Below are 17186 nucleotides of genomic sequence, written 5' to 3'. Positions count from 1 at the left end.
AAAATGGGGGGAAATCACGCCTTGACGGCATCATGCGGAACGGTGGCCGGTGCGGCGGGCCCGCGACGGGTCACCCACTTGCGCAGCGTCACGTAGAACACCGGGGTCAGGAACAGGCCGAACAGGGTCACGCCCAGCATGCCGGCGAACACCGTGATGCCGGTGACCGAGCGCACTTCGGCGCCGGCGCCATGGCCGACCAGCAACGGCACCGTGCCGGCGATGAAGGCGATGGAGGTCATCACGATCGGACGCAGACGTAGGCGGCAGGCTTCCAGCGCGGCATCGACGACGCTGCGGCCCTGCATCTCCAGCTCACGGGCGAACTCCACGATCAGGATCGCGTTCTTGCACGCCAGGCCCATCAGCACCACCAGGCCAACCTGCACGAACACGTTGTTGTCGCCACCGGTCAGCCACACGCCGAACAGCGCAGACAGCAATGTCATCGGCACGATCAGGATCACCGCCAGCGGCAGGGTCCAGCTCTCGTACAGGGCCGCCAGCACCAGGAAGGCCAGCAGCACCGCCAGCGGGAACACGATCAGCGCCGAATTGCCCTGGGTGGACTGCTGGTAGCTCAGATCGGTCCACTCGATGTTCATGCCGTTGGGCAGCACCTGCGGCGCCATCGACGACAGCTTCTGCATCGCTTCGGTGGAAGACAGCACCCGCGGATCGGCTTCGCCGATCAGGTCGGCAGCAGGATAGCCGTTGTAGCGGATCACCGGATCCGGACCATAGGTCTGGCCCAGCGTGACCATGCTGCCGATCGGCACCATCTCGCCGGCGGCATTGCGGGTGCGCAGGTTGGCGATGTCCTCCACGCTGTCGCGGAACGGACCGTCGGCCTGGGCGATCACCTGGTAGGTGCGGCCGAAGCGGTTGAAGTCGTTGACGTAAGCCGAGCCGAGGTAGGTCTGCAGCGTGTCGAACAGGTTGGTCAACGGCACACCCTGCGCCTTGGCCTTTTCGCGATCGACCTGGGCATCGAGCTGCGGCACGTTGGCCTGGTAGGTCCCAATCGGGAACTGCATGCCGGGCGTCTGCGAGATCGCCCCGGACATCGCCGTCACCGCCTGCTGCAGCGGGCCGTAGCCCAGCCCGGCGCGGTCCTGGATGTACAGGCTGTAGCCCGAACCCTGGCCCAGGCCGAGGATCGGCGGCGGCATGAAGGCGAAGGCGAAGCCTTGCTGGATCTGGCTGATGCGTGCGTTGATCTCCGCGTTGATCTGCTCGGCGCTGCGCTTGCGCTCGCCGAACGGCTTGAGGGTGAGGAACACGGTGCCGGTATTGGGCGTGTTGGTGAACTGCAGCGGATTCAGGCCCGGGAAGGCGATCGCATGGTCCACGCCCTCGGTCTGCAGCGCGATCTGGGTGATCTGGCGAATCACCGCATCGGTACGCTCCAGCGAGGAGCCTTCGGGCAGCTTGGCGCCGGCGATCAGGTACAGCTTGTCCTGGGTCGGGATGAAGCCGCCCGGCACCAGCTTGAACATCACCCCGGTGCCGACCAGCAGCAACAGATAGACCACGAACACCGCACCGCGCTTGCCAAGGGTCCGCGACACTGCCCCCTGGTACTTGTGCGAACTGCTGTTGAAGAAGCGGTTGAACGGACGGAACAGCCAGCCGAACAGACGGTCGATCAAGCGCGACGGAGCATCCTTCGGCGCGTCATGCGCCTTCAGCAGCATGGCGGCCAGCGCCGGCGACAGGGTCAGCGAATTGATCGCCGAGATCACCGTGGAGATGGCGATGGTGACCGCGAACTGCTTGTAGAACTGGCCGGTCACGCCCGACAGGAACGCCATCGGCACGAACACCGCGCACAGCACCAGGGCGATGGCGATGATCGGCCCGGACACCTCACGCATCGCCTGATGCGCGGCAGCCAAGGGACTCAGACCTTCCTCGATATTGCGCTCGACGTTCTCCACCACCACGATCGCATCGTCGACCACGATGCCGATCGCCAGCACCAGCCCGAACAGGCTCAGCGTGTTGATCGAAAAACCCAGCAGGTACAGCGCGGCAAACGTACCGACCACCGACACCGGCACCGCCAGCAGCGGAATGATCGACGCGCGCCAGGTCTGCAGGAACAGGATCACCACCAGCACCACCAGCAGCACCGCTTCCAGCAGCGTGTGCACCACCGAGCTGATCGAATCGCGCACGAACACGGTGGGGTCGTAGGCGGCCGACCAGGCCACGTCCTGCGGGAACTGCTTCTCCAGCTCGGCCATCTTGGCGCGCACCGCGTCCGACAGCTCGATCGCGTTGGCGCCCGGCGACTGGAACACGCCCATGCCCACCGCGTTCTTGTTGTCCAGCTGCGAACGCAGGGTGTAATTGCCCGCGCCCAGCTCCAACCGGGCCACGTCGCTCAGATGCACGATCTCGCCGCTGTTGCCGCTGCGGATGACGATCTTGCCGAACTGATCTTCGGTGGTCAGCCGGCCCTGGGCGTTGATCGAGAGCAGGAAGTCGCTCTTGTTGGGCATCGGTTCGGCGCCGAGCTGGCCGGCGGAGACCTGCACGTTCTGCTCGCGGATCGCGGCGACCACGTCGCTGGCGGTCAGCCCGCGCGCGGCGACCTTGTTGGGATCCAGCCAGATCCGCATGGCGTAGTCGCTGGCGCCGAAGATCTGCACCTGGCCCACGCCGGGCAGGCGCGACAGCTCGTCCTTGATCTTCAAGGTGGCGTAGTTGCTCAGGTACAGCGAGTCGTACTTGCCCTTGGGCGAGGTCAGGTTGACCACCATGGTCAGCGTGGGCGACTGCTTCTGCGTCGTCACGCCCTGGCGCCGCACGTCCTCGGGCAGGCGCGCCTGCGCCTGGCTGACGCGGTTCTGCACCTGCACCTGGGCCTGGTCCGGATCGGTGCCGGGCTTGAAGGTCACGGTGACCACCAGCACGCCATCGGAGCCGGCCACCGACTTCATGTACATCATGTTTTCCACGCCGTTGATGGCTTCCTCCAGTGGCGTGGCAACGGTCTCGGCGATGACCTTGGGATTGGCGCCCGGATACACCGCGCGCACCTGCACGCTCGGCGGTACCACTTCGGGGTATTCGCTGATCGGCAGCAGCGGCATGGCGATCAGGCCGGCCGCGAAGATGATGATCGACAGCACCGCGGCGAAGATCGGCCGGTCGATGAAAAAACGGGAAAAGTCCATTGGGGTGGTCCTGAAAGAGAGTGCCGCCGGGTGGCGGCGCGGCATGGCGATCCCGATCCGGCCCGGAATGCGGGTCGGCGGTCGAGGGCGCGCTGCAGCGATGGATCAGTTCGAGGCGGTGCGTTTGTCCGGAGCGGCGGCCATGGCCACGGTCTTGGCATCGACCGGCATGCCGGGCATGAAGATCTTCTGCACGCCGTCGACCACGACGCGGTCGCCGGCGGCCAAGCCGGTGCGCACGATGCGCAGACCATCGGCGCTGCGGCCGAGCTCCACGTCGCGGCGCTGCGCCTTGCCGTCCTTGTCCACCACGTACACGTACTTGCGGTCCTGGTCGGTGAGCACGGCCTTTTCGTCGACCAGCATGGCCTTGAACTGGCCGCTGCCCAGCAGCTGCACGTGCGCATACAGCCCTGGCGTGAACTGGCGCTGCGCGTTGTCCAGCACCGCGCGGACGCGGATGGTGCCAGTGCTGCGGGTCACCTGGTTGTCCAGGAAGTCCACCCGCCCGGTATGCGGAAAGCCCTGCTCGCCGACCAGGCCGATCCGCACCGGCAACTGGCCGCCGCGTTCGTCCGGACGCTCGCCGTTGCGGGCCATCTGCGAATAACGCAGGAAGGTGCCCTCATCGGCATCGAAGTAGACGAACACCTTGTCCAGCGAGACCAGGGTGGTCAGCACGCTGGCGCTGTCGCCGGCGGTCACCAGGTTGCCGGCGGTGACCATCGCACGGCCGGCGCGGCCATCGATGGGTGCGCGCACGCGGCTCCAGTCCAGGTTGAGCCTGGCGGTATCCACCGCTGCCTGCGCGGCCAGCAGGTCCGCATCGGCCTGATCGGCGGCGGCGCGGCGCTGCTCCCAGATCTCGGTGGAAATGGCCTGCTGCTCGGAGAGCTTGCGCGCACGGGCCGCTTCGCTGCGGGCCAGGGTGGCCTGGGTGCGCGCACGCACCAGCGCGGCATTGGCACGCGCGAAATCGGCGCGGTAGCTGCGGTCGTCGATGCTGAAGAGCACGTCGCCCTTCTTCACTTCCGCGCCTTCGGTGTAGTTGACCTTGTCGATGTAGCCGGACACGCGCGGGCGCAGCTCGACGCTTTCCACCGGCTCGATGCGGCCGCTGAATTCGTCCCACTGGCTGATGTCCTTCAGCAGCACCGGAGCGACGCTGACGCTGGGCGGCGGCGGCGCGCCGGTCTGCGCGGCACCGCCACCGCAGGCGGCAAGCACGGCCGCAAGGACAGCGGCGGTCAGCACCGGGCGCACGGGAAAACGGAACGGGGTGGCGTTCGGGGTCATGGGGAGATCTCTCGAGTGGTGTTAGGCAAATGCAGACCGGCCAGCCGGTCCGCCGACGGGGCGGCATGCGGACGACGGCTGACGGTCACGATGGGTTGTCCGGGCTGGCCAGGCCCGGCGATCAGGGACACGGCGGCGCGACCGACATCCACGGCACGGATCCATTCCGGACACGCGTCCTTGGCACGGCCCGGCGTGCACACCGGCTGCTCGACCGACAACAGGTGCACGCGCACGCCCAGCGGCTTGGCTTCCTCGTGCAGCACCTGGGCCAGCATGCGGTTGGCGGCCGCGGCCACCGAGCGATCGCCATGCGCCGCCCATGCACGCAGCGCGCATGGGCTGCCGAGCAGCAGGTAGCGGCCGCCGCCATCGGCTTCGGCCAGCAGCGGCAGCAGATGGCGGGCGGCCGCCAGGTGCGGCAGCACGTCGCGCTCCAGACGGCGGCGCAGTGCGGCCACCGGCCGGTCAAGCAGCCGCCCGGCCTTGGGCGGGCTACCCAGGCTGGCGATCACCGCGCCCAGCGGGCGCGGCCGCTGGGCCAGTTCGACGGCCAGGCGCTGCGCGGAGGCGTCGTCGGCCACCGAGCCCTGCATGGTGTCCAGCAACGCCGAATCGCCATGCCGGGCACGCAGCGCGGCCAGCCTGGCGGCATCGCGTCCGATCGCCAGGACCGGCATGCCGGCATCGAGCAATGCGGCGACGATGCCGGCGCCTACATCGCCCGCGCCGCCGATCACGGCCGTTTCGGATTGCACCATCCCGCTCATGGGACTTTTGTTCCCGACATCGGGACAATGCCGCGCTGTGCCCAACGCGTGGTTAGTCCAGTCCGCTTCGTCGGCGCACCGCCGGCCTGCCGCTTCGGCGAGGTGGCGAAGCTGCGCGAACCGCTGGCGCGCTGGACTTTTGCTGGAGAAAGCACGGGATCGAAGGCGCTTTCGATGGCGCTGCGGGAGGGAGAGGACAAGCCGAAGACATCGCACAACCACATGGCCGTGCTCCTGGATGGAAGGGATGCCGCATAAGCTAGGCCTCAAAGCAGCACTTGATTAGTCCGGATTTAGGGGAATAATCGTCCCGTAAGCGGTCTAATCCCTCCTGACCCCCGGAAGGCAGTCCCATGACACACGATCTGAACGACACCCTGATCTTCGTCAAGGTGGTCGAACAAGGCAGTTTCATCGCCGCGGCCAACGCGCTTGGCCTGCCCAAGACCACCGTCAGCCGCAAGGTGCAGGAGCTGGAAACGCGCCTGGGCGCGCGCCTGCTGCATCGAACCACGCGCCGCATCGGGCTGACCGAAGCCGGCTCGGTGTACCACGAACATTGCCAGCGCATCGCCCGCGAGCTGGAGGAGGCCGAAAGCGCGGTGGGGCAATTGCAATCCGGCCCACGCGGCTGGTTGCGTTTCACCGTGCCCTATTCGCTGGGCATCACCTGGATCGCGCCGTTGCTGGGCGAATTCCATGCGCAATATTCTGAAATCCAGCTGGACATGCATCTGGGCAACGAGAAGCTGGACCTGATCGGTGGCGAAGCCGATCTGGCGCTGCGCGTCGGTGCCCTGCCCGATTCCAACCTGGTCGCGCGCAAACTCGGCAGCCTGCGCACGCAGGTGTTCGCCAGCCCGTCGTACATCGAGCGCTATGGCGAACCGCTGCATCCGGACGAGCTGCAATTCCACCGCACGCTGGCATTGCGCAAGAACCGCAACGTGCACAACAACCGCTTCTTCTGGTCGCTCAGCGATGGCAGCGACGTGCGCGATTTCCCGGTCAATCCGCTGATGGTGGCCAACGATCCGGCTGCGCTCAACGGCGCAGTACTGTGCGGCGAAGGCCTGTTGCTGACTGGCGACGTGATGGCCAAGCCGTTCGTGCAATCGGGCCTGGTGCGCCGCGTGCTGGCTGGTTGGACCGGGCCGGAAGTGGATTTCAACGCCGTGTTTGCCGGCGGGCGACTGGTCTCGCCCAAGGTGCGCGCGTTCGTGGACTTCCTGGTCACGCGCATGAACTTCGACGCCGACTACATGATGGCGCAATGCCCTGCCCGGCTGGCCGCGCAAAAGGCCCACAGCGAGGCAGAGGTGGAAGTCGAACTGGAAGCCGAGCGTGCGGAAGGCAAGCGCATCCTGGAGAACGTCACCGCGTAACGAAGAGCGGCACGAAACCGTTGCACCGGCGCTTGCAGCGGCCGGCAAGGACGCCGCTGCGCATGTCGCGCGGGATGCAGCATCCGCTCCCGGGCACTTGAGACCGGCCCCGCAGTCGCTGCGTGCCAGCGCACCACGGCGACTGCGGCGATGGGAGACGATGGCCCACCGATTCCTCACGGCGGCCGAAGCCGTTCGGCGTGTCGGTCTGGCGTCAGGCGCCGCCCACCGCGGGTCACGGAGGAATATCGGTTCCAAGCAACACCGCGAATCGGCTGGATGTCAGCCGGGTGCACGTTCCATCGACCTCAAACAGCTACTGCACGCGTCGGACACGCAGCTCAGTTGCCGGGGATCGCCAGCCCGCCGACCAGCACGATCAAGGCAGCATCCAGGGGAGACGGCCCGACCTTTTCCGGCACCAGCAGCCCATCGATGGCCAGCATGGCCATGCCATGCACCATGCCCCAGCACGCGGCGGCCTGTCCATCGAGCGGCTGCTGGCGCACCCTGCCCTCGACCTGCCCGCGCTGGAGCAGATCGACCACGACCTGGAACACGGCCATCGCCGGCGCGTCCAGATGCACGCCCACCACCCGGCCTTCTTCGGCGCTGAACATCAGCCGATACAGCGCCGGGTTCGCCGCTCCGAACGCGATGTAGGCGCGCGAGACCGCACTGACCTCCTCCAGCAGCGTCGTGCCTACTTTGGTCCCGGCCGCCAGCAACGCGCCGCGCAACCGTTCGAAGCCGATGGTGGCCAGCTCGCTCAGCAAGGCGGACTTGTCGGGAAAGTGCTTGTACGGGGCCGCATGGCTCACCCCTGCGCGGCGGGCGACTTCGCGAAGGGTGAACTGCCAGTTGTTTTCTTCCTGCAGCAGGTCCAGCGCCGTGTCGACGAGGGCGCGGCGCAGATCGCCGTGGTGATAGGGACGGTCGGATGGAGCTTGCATGGCGCCTCGAACATATGTTGACACCGTCTACTTTAGCGCATAAGGTCGCGCCGTGGAAGTTTCCACTGTCTACATTGGAATCGAGATGAACGCGATCGAAGTCACCCCAGAGCCAGCTCCGCTGCCGGCCCTGCTCGGACGGCAGCGCGCAGCCTTCCTGCGCGATGGCGCTCCCTCCCTGGCGCAGCGACGCGCCGACCTGACCCGGTTTCGGGCCGCCTTGATCGGCCATCGCCGGGAAATCGAAACGGCGATCAGCGCCGACTTCGGCCACCGGTCACGGCACGAAACAGCGATCATGGAAGTCGGCGGCGTCGCCGAGACGACCAGCTACCTGCTGCGCCATCTGCGCCGCTTCATGGCGCCGACCCGCCGCCATGTCGCGCTGCCCATGCGGGCAGGCACGGCGCGCATCCAGTACCAGCCACTGGGCGTGGTCGGCGTCATGTCGCCCTGGAACTACCCGGTGAACCTTGCCCTGGCTCCGGCGATCACCGCCATCGCGGCGGGCAACCGGGTGATGCTCAAGCCCTCGGAGTTCACCCCGGCCACCAATGCGCTGATCGCCAGGATGCTGGGCGAGCTGTTTCCCGAAGACCAGTTCGCCGTCGTGACTGGCGATGCGGACGTGGGCAGGGCGTTTTCCGCGTTGCCGTTCGACCATCTGGTATTCACCGGCAGCACGGCCGTGGGGCGCTCGGTGATGAAGGCCGCCAGCGACCACCTGGTTCCGGTGACGCTGGAACTGGGCGGCAAGTCGCCGACGATCGTCGCCAACGGCCATCGCCTGGACCAGGCCGCCGCGTCCATTGCATTCGGGAAACTGCTCAATGCCGGCCAGACCTGCATCGCGCCGGATTACGCACTGGTCCCGCAGCAGGACATCGATGCCTTCGTCGCCGCCTATGGGCGAAAAGTGGCCGACTACTATCCGGACGGCCCCACCAGCCAGGACTACACCGCGATCTTCAATGCGCGCCACTACGCACGGCTGCAGGGTCTGCTCGAGGATGCCCGCGCCAAGGGCGCGCAGGTGATCGAAGTCGGACATCGACCGCAGACGGCGGCCTCGCGTGCCAACACCATGGCGCCGACCGTGGTGCTCGGCGTGACCGACAGCATGCAGATCGCCCACGAAGAGATCTTCGGGCCGATCCTGCCGGTGTTCGCCTACAGCCGGATCGAGGAGGCGATTGCCTTCGTCAATGCACGGCCCCGTCCACTCGCCCTCTACTATTTCGGTCCTGACGATGAAAGACGGCGCAAGGTGCTCGCCGAGACGACCTCGGGCAACGTCACCATCAACGGCACCATCATGCACATTGCCCAGGACGACCTGCCCTTCGGCGGCGTGGGGCCCAGCGGCATGGGCGCCTACCACGGCGTGGAAGGCTTCCGGAGCTTCAGCCATGCCAAAGGCATCTACGAGCAAGGACGCTGGAACCTTGCGCGCCTGCTGCATGCGCCGTTCAAGCAACCGGTCGACACCCTTCTCAACCTGATACTGCGGTGATCCCAATGCGCCATTCCAACGCATCCGAGCCGGCGTCAACCATGGTCGGCCCCGCCTTGCCGCTGCACGGCCGCTGCGAGTGCGGCGCCTGTGCGTTCGACGTGCATGCGCATGCAAACGCGCGTTTCCGCTGCCATTGCCTGATCTGCCAAGCGTTCAACGGCAGTCCTTACGCGGACGTGGTGGCCGTCCGCGGCAAGGACGTGGTGCTGCATCATGCCGGCAACATCGCATTCAAGAAACACCGCTCGCCGCCGAACTTCGATCGCGGTACGTGCCGCGTGTGCGGCAAACCGGTGATCGAGATTGCCGGCGCCGGCGCGCTCAAGGTGATGTTCATCCCTGTCGCCAACTTCGACACCGGCACGCCGCTTCCACCGGTTCGCATGGATATCTTCTACCACCGTCGCGTCCATGACATGCCGGACGGTGCGCCGCGCTATTGCAGCTATTTTTCCAGCGAACTGGCGGTGGGCAGGTTGATCCTGCGCGGACTCTGAGCCGTGTCCACGACACATCGCTGAAGCATCGTGCAAGCGCTACCACCATGGCACCGGGCTTGCGTCACTGCCGCCGGGACAGGCCGCTGGTGCGGCCCATCCTGGCGAACAGACCTGCCGAGGACTGGCACGGCTGCGGCAGCTCAGCGCATGCCGGTATTGCTGGCAGCGCCTTCGGCACGTAGCGGAATCAGGCGGATTTCGACGCGACGGTTCTGCGCACGGCCGGCATCGGTGCTGTTGTCGGCAATCGGATACCGCTTGCCGGCGCCCATGGTTTCCATGCGCTCGCGCTGCACGCCCTGCGCGGTCAGGTACTGCGCCACCGCACTGGCGCGTTCTTCGGACAGGCGCTGGTTCACCGCATCGCTGCCCACGCTATCGGTATGGCCCACCACTTCCACCATGGTCTGGTTGTACTCGCGCAGCGTCGAGGCCACCCCATTGAGCGCGCTGTAGAACTGCGGTTTCAACGCAGACTTGCCGAAATCGAAGGTGATGCCGTCGGGCAGGTTCAAGGTGATGTTGTCGCCCTGACGCTGCACATCGATGCCGGTGTTGGCGGTACGCTCACGCAGCGCGCGCTCCTGGCGATCCTGGTACTGGCCCACGGCCGCGCCACTCAGCGCACCGATACCGGCACCGATCATCGCGTGCTGGCGACGCTCGGTGGCGCTGTCGCCGGTGAGCAGGCCGGCAGCCACACCGATGGCGGTACCGATCAGCGCGTTGCGCCCGGTGCGGTTCTGCTGTTGGGTCTGGTCGCCGTACTGGTCGCGCTGCACGTACGAACCGCCGGTAGCGCAGGCGGACAACGCGATCGCGCTGACCAGCGCAACGGCAAGACTCTTGGTGGCTGCTGAGGACATGCTGTTCTCCTATCGCCGGAACGTCCGGCACTCAATCGTGGGGCGAGGATAAACAGCGTCACGCGACCGGCACATGATGAAAGCACGCGTTGATGGCGTGCAGCTGGCTCACCATTCAGGAAAACGTTTTCCGCGGCGCATAGCGAGAATCCTGTCAACGCGCGCCTGCAGCCATCGGGCACAGAGAAGCCGCGCAGAAAAGCCCGGATGGTGAGCGCCTGCACTTTCAGACGGCGCGCCGACCTCACGGGTGGTCGCGAGCTGGACTGCGATACGACCATGCGGGACTTCAATCGAACGCCGATCAAATCCGCTGCGCCGTCGTTGCACACATCGCTGTCGCCGGCATGCGGAACGCGTGTTCGCACCTGCGCCCGGCAACGCACGCGCGCCGCGCACATGCGCTATCGGCGTGTCTTCGCATACGCCGCCAGGGCCGCATCGCGCCCTTCAGACAGCCCGATGATGGGCGAGCGCGGATACTCCGGTGCCAGGCGTGCCAGCGACAACGGATGCTGCCACGGCGCGAAGCGCTCCTTCACCGCCAGCTTGCCGAGCTCGGGCACCCAACGGGTGATGTAGGCCGCTTGCGGGTCGAATTTTTCCGCCTGCGTCACCGGATTGAACACGCGGAAATACGGCGCGGCATCGGCGCCGGTACCGGCCACCCATTGCCACCCCATGGTGTTGTTGGCCAGGTCCGCATCCACCAGCGTGTCCCAGAACCAGCGCGCGCCTTCGACCCAGTGCACGCGCAGATGCTTGCACAGCAGGCTGGCCACGATCATGCGCACGCGGTTGTGCATCCAGCCGGTGTGCCAGAGCTGGCGCATGCCGGCATCGACGATGGGAATGCCGGTGCGCCCACGTTGCCAGGCCTGCAACGTCACCGGATCGGCCTTGGCCCAGTCGAAGCCTTCGAAGCGCGGATTGAGATTCTGGTTGGTGGTCTCCGGGAAGTGGTGCAGCAGGTGATAGGCGAAATCGCGCCAGCCCAGCTGGCGGAGATAGCCATCGATCTCCGCGCCGTTGCGCGCATTGCGCTGTGCGTTCAACGCAGCGGCGATCCGCCAAGGCGCGATCTCGCCGAAGTGCAGGTGCGGCGACAGTTGCGAGGTGCCGACACGATCGGGCCGGTCGCGATTTTCGCGATAACCGGAGAGCGCGCCATCGATGAAGATCTCCAGCATCTCCTGCGCACCGGCCTCGCCCGGCTGCCAGTGCTCCCAGAAGCCCTGGTCCCAGTTCAGCGCCGGCAGCAGTCCCAAGCTGTCCAGCGCCTCGCTTTTGAGCCTGGCCGGCAGCGGCGGCAGGCTGCGCGGCGCCGGCACCGGGTCGGGCAGCTGCAACTGGGTCAGCGCATTGCGCCAGAACGGGGTGAACACCTTGTACGGACCGCCCTGTTGGGTGGTGAGCTGCCAGGGCTCCAGCAGCAGCGCGGAATTGCAGCTCTGCACCTCGATCCCGCGCTCACGCAGGCTGCGCTTGATCTGTGCATCGCGCGGCTGGGTGGCCGGTTCGTACTTGCGATTCCAGTACACCGCCGCCGCACCGGTTTGCGCGATCACCTCGTCGAGCACCTGCGCGCTGTTGCCGGCGCGGATCACCAGGCCGCTGCCGAGTGTGCGCAGGGACGTATCCAGCGCTGCCAGCGAGCGATGCCGCCAACTGCGCGAGGCCGCGCCCGGTGTCCACTCGCCTTCCTCGTGCGGAGCATCGATATAGAGCGGGATCGGGTGGTGCCCGGCATCGAGTGCGGCACGCAGGGCCGGATTGTCTTCCAGGCGCAGATCGCGACGGAACCAGACGATGGCGTAGGACATGCGGACTCGGCAGCGGCAGGTGAGGCCGCGCAGCATAAGCCAGCAGATGCAACGATGGCGCGATATGGCGGCGGCGTTTCTGCCGCGGCAAGATCCCTGCAGCAAACGCCAAGACCTTGAGTGCGCGGTGCCCTCACCGCTTGCGGGACACGCCGTTAACCCGTCCATGGGGGCTCGGTGGCGGCATCCATGCCGCCACCGGTCCCGCAATCGGTGAGAACACCGCACCAGACAGTTGGCTGGTGGTTTTTGAACGCTCTACGCACCGACCAACTTGACTGGTCCTTGCCCGCTCACCGTCGCGGGCCCTTTGGCGGCATGAATGCCGCCAAAGAGCTTGCATGGACGTACTTGCAGCGTGTCCTGCGGTGGTAGGCGGGCAAGGACCACGCAGCCAAGCCGCAGATCGCACGCTCTATACCTGACACATCCGCACCGTCCCCGCGCAAAGCTGGCGCCCCCGCGCGTAGCGGCGAGCGCACTGGTGATCTGATCGACTCAACTACTCGAAACTGCCCACCGAGTCGTGCGCCAGATTGTCGAAGCGGGTGTATTCGCCGAAGAACTTGAGCTTGCACGAGCCGGTCGGGCCGCCGCGGTGCTTGCCGATGATGATCTCGGCCAGGCCCTTGTCCGGCGAGTTTTCCTTGTTGTAGTAATCGTCGCGGTAGATGAAGACGATCATGTCCGCGTCCTGCTCGATGGCGCCGGATTCGCGCAGGTCGGCCATCACCGGGCGCTTGTCGGTACGCGTTTCCAGCGAGCGGTTGAGCTGCGACAAGGCGATCACCGGCACGTTGAGTTCCTTGGCCAGGCCCTTCAGCGAGCGCGAGATTTCGGAAATTTCGGTCGCGCGGTTTTCGCTGTTGCCCGGCACCGACATCAGCTGCAGGTAGTCGATCACGATCAGACCCAGATCGTGTTCGCGCTTGAGCCGGCGGCACTTGGAGCGCAACACCTCCGGCGACACACCCGGGGTGTCGTCGATGAAGATCTTGGTTTCCTTGAGCATCTTGATCGCGCCGGTCACGCGCGCCCAATCCTCGTCTTCCAGCGCGCCGGTACGCAGGCGCTGCGCGTTGATGCGCCCGTTGGAGGAGATCAGGCGCATCGCCAGCTGCGAGGCCGACATTTCCATCGAAAACACCGCCACGCCCTTCTTGGACTTGATTGCGGCGTATTCGGCGATATTCAGCGCGAAGGTGGTCTTGCCCATGGCCGGACGCGCGGCCAGGATGATCAGGTCGGTCGGCTGCAGGCCGGCGGTCATCGCGTCGAAATCGTTGTAGCCGGTGGGCAGGCCGGTGATGTTGCCGCCGTTCTCGAAGCGGTTGCGCAGTTCCTCGAAGGCGTCCTTCAACGCACCCGGCATCGCCACGAAGTCGGTGCGCCCGCGCGCGCCGGCCTCGGCGATCTTGAACACCGCCTTTTCCGCCGCCGACAGCAGCTCCACGCTCTCGCGGCCTTCCGGCTGGAAACCGTCGTTGACGATGGTGGTGCCTACCTCGATCAACTGCCGCAACACCGCCTTGTCGCGCACGATTTCCGCATATGCAGCGATGTTGGCCGCCGACGGCGTGGTGCTGGCCAGCTCGATCAGGTAGGCGCCATCGCCGACCTGCTCCAGCTTGCCCTGCGATTCGAACCACTCGCCCAGGGTCACCGCATCGAACGGGCGGTCTTTTTCCGCCAGTTCGCGAATGGCGCGGTAGATCAGCCGGTGATCGCGCCGGTAGAAGTCGTTTTCGGTGAGCTGGTCGTTGACCCGGTCGAACGCATCCGGCGCCAGCATCAGCCCGCCGAGCACCGCCTGCTCGGCCTCGACCGAATGCGGCGGCACCCGCAGCTGGTCAAGACGCGGCTCGGGACGATCGTAATCGTCGTCGTCGCGATCGCGATTGCGCTTGGAACGGAAACCAGGACGAGCGGACATGGGACAAACAGACCTGACGCAGGGACACGAGGGCAGGAAGCATAGTCATCGGCGCCGCCGACGGCCACGCACAACTCTGTGGATAACTGGTGGACAGCCGGTGCAGCAGTCTTCTACGCCGCCCCTGTCGCACCGGCCGCGACCCTTGCCTTGCCTGGGTTTGCGCGCCCCGGCCGGGGCCTGCCGCGCGGGCGCCACAGGCTGTGATCAACTCAGCGCTTCAGGTGCCCGACCAGGCCCAGGAAGGCGTCCACGAAGCCCTGCAGGAAGGTGCGGCTGTCGGAATTGGCGATGGTGTCGCCCGGCCCGAACAGGCCATCTTTGTATTGCAAAAACACCTCTGGCTGGCCGAGCACATGCATGTTCAGATAGGCCAGCACATTGCGCAGGTGCTGCTGCGCGGTGGCGGTGCCGATCGCACCGACCGAGATGCCGACCACCGCCGCCGGCTTGCCGGCAAACGCACTGTCGCCATAGGGACGCGAGCCGGTGTCGAGCGCGTTCTTGAGCACGCCGGGGATCGAACGGTTGTACTCGGGAGTCACGAACAGCACCGCATCGGCGGCGCGGATCTGCTGTTTCAGGCGCGTGCCTTCGGCCGGGAAGTCGCCATCGCGGTCCTGGTTGTACAGCGGGATATCGCCAATCTCCAGGTAGTCGAATACCGCCCGGTCGCCAGCCAGATGCGCCAACGCGCGCGCCAGCTGGCGGTTGTAGGACTCTGCACGCAGGCTGCCAACCAGCACGGCGATAGTGAGCTTGCTCATGGATACGCTCCGTGGAAACAGGGCCACACCCTACCCATCGCCATGCTCAGGGCTGGTGAAACGGCGCGGCGGCTCCGGCCGCAGCGCCACCGCGAACCAACACTGGCTGTGCTCGGCCCGATGTGCGAGCCGCAGCGACAAGCAACAGCAATACCCCGCGCACCGAAGTGCCATCTCCAGCACCTCCACGACGGGTCGCCGCGCCCCTGATCAGCGCGCGATGGCCGCGCGTCGTTCGCGCCAGTGCGCCTGCCAGGCCTGGAACATCAGCACCGTCCACAGGTGGGTATGCCATTTGCGTTCGCCGCCGTTGAAGTCGCGCCACAACCCGGCCACGGTATCGGCCGCGAACACGCCCTCGCGCTGCAGCGTGCCGTGCGCCAGCAGATCGTCGGCCCAGCCATGCAGGTCCCCGCGCAGCCAGGCGCTGACCGGCGCGCCGAAGCCGCGCTTGCCGCGATAGACCATCGGGTCGGGCAGGTAGCGGCACAGCACGCGCTTGAGCAGGTACTTGCTGACACCGTCGCGGTACTTGAGCGACAGCGGCAGCGACCAGGCGAACTCGGCCACGCGCCAGTCCAGCAGCGGCGCGCGCGCCTCCAGCCCCACCGCCATGGTGGTGCGGTCCACCTTGCACAGCAGATCGTCGGGCAGATACGCGGCGAAATCGGCCAGCATCATCGCGTCGGCCGGCGTGCCCGAGCCGTGCAATGGATCGGCCAGGCTGTAGAAGCTGTCCGGCTCGGTGGCGCCCAGCACCACCGCGGCCGGATCGCGCCAGCGCGAGATACGGTTGCGGTAGATGTCGCCGATGCCGCGTGCGCCGGCTTCGGCCACCAGCGCAGCCAGCCCACCGGTACGTGAGGATTCGCCGTTGCGGCGGGCTGCCAGCGCCATCAGCCGACGCAACGGCCCGGGCACCAGCCCATGCATGCGCCAGTTGCGCAGCGCACGCTGGTAGCGGCCATAGCCGAAGAACAGTTCGTCGCCGCCATCGCCGGACAGCGCCACCGTCACCCCGCCGCGCGCCAGCCGCGCCACCAGCGCGGTGGGCACCTGCGAGGCATCGGCGAAGGGCTCGTCGAACATGTCCGGCAGGCTCGGCACCACCGCCAGCGCGTCGGCGCCGCTAACATACAGCTCGGTGTGGTCGGTCTGCAGATGCGTGGCCACTTCGCGCGCCAGCGGCGCCTCGTCGTGGTGCGAGCCTTCAAAACCGATGCTGAAGGTGTGCACCGGCTGTGCGCTCTGTGCCTGCATCATCGCGGTGACGATGGACGAGTCGGTACCGCCGGACAGGAACACGCCCACCGGCACGTCGGCCACCATGCGCAGCGCCACCGCATCGCGCAGCACGCTGTCCAGCTGGTCTTCGGCCTGTGCATCGGTGCCGGTGAACGGCGCTGCCAGCGCGCGCTGCATCGCCTCGCGCGCATTCCAGAACGGTTGCTGCGCCTGGTCGGGCCGATGCGCGGCCGCGCCCGCGGCCACGGCCTGCGCATCCATCCGCAACACCCGGCCCGGCATCAGCTTGAAGGTACGCTCGTGGATGCAGGCCGGCGCCGGGATATAGCCCAGCCGCAGCAGCAGGGTGAGCGCATCGCGATCGACGCCGTTGTCGAAGTCCGGATGCTGCCACAGCGCCTTGAGCTCGGAACCGAACACCAGCGTGTCGCCGGCCCAGCCGTAGTACAGCGGCTTCTTGCCGACGCGGTCGCGCGCCAGGAACAGGCAGTTGTCGCGCTCATCCCACAATGCAAGGGCGAACATGCCGTTGCAGCGGGTCAGGGTGTCGTCCAGTCCCCACTCCACCACCGCCGCCAGCAGCACCTCGGTATCGGAATGGCCGCGGAAGCGATGCCCCAACGCCGACAGGGCGCCACGCAGCTGCGCGAAGTTGTACACCTCGCCGTTATAGGCCAGCACGTAGCGGCCATCGGCCGAGCGCATCGGCTGATGGCCCAGCGGCGACAGGTCCAGGATGCTCAGGCGCTGATGCGCCAGCGCCACGCCTGCCTGCGCATCGCACCAGCTGCCGGCATCGTCTGGGCCACGGTGGCGCAGTGCGGCGCCCATCGGGCCCACCAGTGCCTCGAGCTGTTCGCCATGCAGCCGCGGCGTGGCCATCAGCAATCCTGCCAATCCGCACATCGTCAGCGTCCCCCGCAACGCGCGGTGCTGCCGACAACGCA

The 17186-nt window shown here is 66.8% G+C and carries 13 protein-coding genes; 3 read left to right on the top strand and 10 right to left on the bottom strand.

The window, feature by feature from the left end:
• Positions 1-14: 14 nt before the first annotated feature.
• The 4 genes from XcodCFBP4690_RS08445 to XcodCFBP4690_RS08430 all read right to left on the bottom strand — a co-directional run bounded on the left by XcodCFBP4690_RS08445 (position 15) and on the right by XcodCFBP4690_RS08430 (position 5475).
• Complete coding sequence (locus tag XcodCFBP4690_RS08445) at positions 15-3185, bottom strand: efflux RND transporter permease subunit (RefSeq protein ID WP_104540527.1); 3171 nt, start codon at positions 3183-3185, stop codon at positions 15-17.
• Between the two features lie 105 nt (positions 3186-3290).
• The gene (locus XcodCFBP4690_RS08440) at positions 3291-4481 is read right to left on the bottom strand and encodes an efflux RND transporter periplasmic adaptor subunit (RefSeq protein WP_104540526.1); all 1191 of its coding nucleotides are present in this window, start codon (positions 4479-4481) and stop codon (positions 3291-3293) included.
• On the bottom strand, positions 4478-5251 hold the full coding sequence (locus tag XcodCFBP4690_RS08435; RefSeq protein ID WP_104540525.1) for an SDR family oxidoreductase: 774 nt from the start codon (positions 5249-5251) through the stop codon (positions 4478-4480). Before XcodCFBP4690_RS08435 ends, XcodCFBP4690_RS08440 begins: the two co-directional genes overlap by 4 nt.
• Positions 5248-5475 (bottom strand): hypothetical protein, encoded by a 228-nt coding sequence (locus tag XcodCFBP4690_RS08430; RefSeq protein ID WP_104540524.1) that lies wholly within the window; start codon positions 5473-5475, stop codon positions 5248-5250. Before XcodCFBP4690_RS08430 ends, XcodCFBP4690_RS08435 begins: the two co-directional genes overlap by 4 nt.
• 129 nt (positions 5476-5604) lie before the next feature.
• Here XcodCFBP4690_RS08430 and XcodCFBP4690_RS08425 point away from each other — a divergent pair, with 129 nt between their 5' ends.
• On the top strand, positions 5605-6636 hold the full coding sequence (locus XcodCFBP4690_RS08425; protein ID WP_104540523.1) for an XC_2801 family transcriptional regulator: 1032 nt from the start codon (positions 5605-5607) through the stop codon (positions 6634-6636).
• A gap of 341 nt (positions 6637-6977) precedes the next feature.
• Here XcodCFBP4690_RS08425 and XcodCFBP4690_RS08420 read toward each other — a convergent pair whose 3' ends face one another.
• Positions 6978-7589: a TetR/AcrR family transcriptional regulator gene (locus tag XcodCFBP4690_RS08420; RefSeq protein WP_104540522.1), complete on the bottom strand. Its 612-nt coding sequence runs from the start codon at positions 7587-7589 to the stop codon at positions 6978-6980.
• 85 nt (positions 7590-7674) lie between these two features.
• On the opposite strand from XcodCFBP4690_RS08420, the gene XcodCFBP4690_RS08415 reads away from it, so the two are divergent.
• Positions 7675-9102: a coniferyl aldehyde dehydrogenase gene (locus tag XcodCFBP4690_RS08415; protein ID WP_104540521.1), complete on the top strand. Its 1428-nt coding sequence runs from the start codon at positions 7675-7677 to the stop codon at positions 9100-9102.
• A gap of 41 nt (positions 9103-9143) precedes the next feature.
• Entirely contained in the window at positions 9144-9602 is a 459-nt protein-coding gene (locus tag XcodCFBP4690_RS08410) for a GFA family protein (protein WP_104540520.1), read from the top strand.
• 143 nt (positions 9603-9745) lie between these two features.
• Here the strand turns inward: XcodCFBP4690_RS08410 and XcodCFBP4690_RS08405 are convergent, their stop codons facing one another.
• The 5 genes from XcodCFBP4690_RS08405 to asnB all read right to left on the bottom strand — a co-directional run bounded on the left by XcodCFBP4690_RS08405 (position 9746) and on the right by asnB (position 17145).
• Positions 9746-10471 carry a YiaD family glycine zipper/OmpA-like lipoprotein gene (locus tag XcodCFBP4690_RS08405; protein ID WP_104540519.1) on the bottom strand — a complete coding sequence of 242 codons (726 nt, stop codon included), beginning with the start codon at positions 10469-10471 and terminating at the stop codon, positions 9746-9748.
• Positions 10472-10875: 404 nt separating this feature from the next.
• Positions 10876-12294, bottom strand: a complete 1419-nt coding sequence (locus XcodCFBP4690_RS08400; RefSeq protein WP_167394530.1) for a cryptochrome/photolyase family protein — start codon at positions 12292-12294, stop codon at positions 10876-10878.
• A gap of 502 nt (positions 12295-12796) precedes the next feature.
• Complete coding sequence (locus tag XcodCFBP4690_RS08390) at positions 12797-14227, bottom strand: replicative DNA helicase (protein WP_104540517.1); 1431 nt, start codon at positions 14225-14227, stop codon at positions 12797-12799.
• A gap of 212 nt (positions 14228-14439) precedes the next feature.
• On the bottom strand, positions 14440-14994 hold the full coding sequence (locus XcodCFBP4690_RS08385; protein ID WP_104540516.1) for an NADPH-dependent FMN reductase: 555 nt from the start codon (positions 14992-14994) through the stop codon (positions 14440-14442).
• Between the two features lie 210 nt (positions 14995-15204).
• Positions 15205-17145, bottom strand: a complete 1941-nt coding sequence (asnB, locus tag XcodCFBP4690_RS08380; RefSeq protein ID WP_104540515.1) for an asparagine synthase (glutamine-hydrolyzing) — start codon at positions 17143-17145, stop codon at positions 15205-15207.
• Positions 17146-17186: the final 41 nt, after the last annotated feature.

This window comes from Xanthomonas codiaei (genome assembly GCF_002939785.1).
Lineage (GTDB): Bacteria > Pseudomonadota > Gammaproteobacteria > Xanthomonadales > Xanthomonadaceae > Xanthomonas > Xanthomonas codiaei.
Note: the sequence above shows the minus strand (reverse complement) of the source record. Positions and strands in the feature narration are given on the sequence as shown.

What these genes read in the sequence shown, in the direction of transcription:
- XcodCFBP4690_RS08445 (WP_104540527.1), bottom strand. Translation starts at nt 3,185, where the DNA reads ATGGACTTTTCCCGTTTTTTCATCGACCGGCCGATCTTCGCCGCGGTG.
- XcodCFBP4690_RS08440 (WP_104540526.1), bottom strand. Translation starts at nt 4,481, where the DNA reads ATGACCCCGAACGCCACCCCGTTCCGTTTTCCCGTGCGCCCGGTGCTG.
- XcodCFBP4690_RS08435 (WP_104540525.1), bottom strand. Translation starts at nt 5,251, where the DNA reads ATGAGCGGGATGGTGCAATCCGAAACGGCCGTGATCGGCGGCGCGGGC.
- XcodCFBP4690_RS08430 (WP_104540524.1), bottom strand. Translation starts at nt 5,475, where the DNA reads ATGTGGTTGTGCGATGTCTTCGGCTTGTCCTCTCCCTCCCGCAGCGCC.
- XcodCFBP4690_RS08425 (WP_104540523.1), top strand. Translation starts at nt 5,605, where the DNA reads ATGACACACGATCTGAACGACACCCTGATCTTCGTCAAGGTGGTCGAA.
- XcodCFBP4690_RS08420 (WP_104540522.1), bottom strand. Translation starts at nt 7,589, where the DNA reads ATGCAAGCTCCATCCGACCGTCCCTATCACCACGGCGATCTGCGCCGC.
- XcodCFBP4690_RS08415 (WP_104540521.1), top strand. Translation starts at nt 7,675, where the DNA reads ATGAACGCGATCGAAGTCACCCCAGAGCCAGCTCCGCTGCCGGCCCTG.
- XcodCFBP4690_RS08410 (WP_104540520.1), top strand. Translation starts at nt 9,144, where the DNA reads ATGGTCGGCCCCGCCTTGCCGCTGCACGGCCGCTGCGAGTGCGGCGCC.
- XcodCFBP4690_RS08405 (WP_104540519.1), bottom strand. Translation starts at nt 10,471, where the DNA reads ATGTCCTCAGCAGCCACCAAGAGTCTTGCCGTTGCGCTGGTCAGCGCG.
- XcodCFBP4690_RS08400 (WP_167394530.1), bottom strand. Translation starts at nt 12,294, where the DNA reads ATGTCCTACGCCATCGTCTGGTTCCGTCGCGATCTGCGCCTGGAAGAC.
- XcodCFBP4690_RS08390 (WP_104540517.1), bottom strand. Translation starts at nt 14,227, where the DNA reads ATGTCCGCTCGTCCTGGTTTCCGTTCCAAGCGCAATCGCGATCGCGAC.
- XcodCFBP4690_RS08385 (WP_104540516.1), bottom strand. Translation starts at nt 14,994, where the DNA reads ATGAGCAAGCTCACTATCGCCGTGCTGGTTGGCAGCCTGCGTGCAGAG.
- asnB (WP_104540515.1), bottom strand. Translation starts at nt 17,145, where the DNA reads ATGTGCGGATTGGCAGGATTGCTGATGGCCACGCCGCGGCTGCATGGC.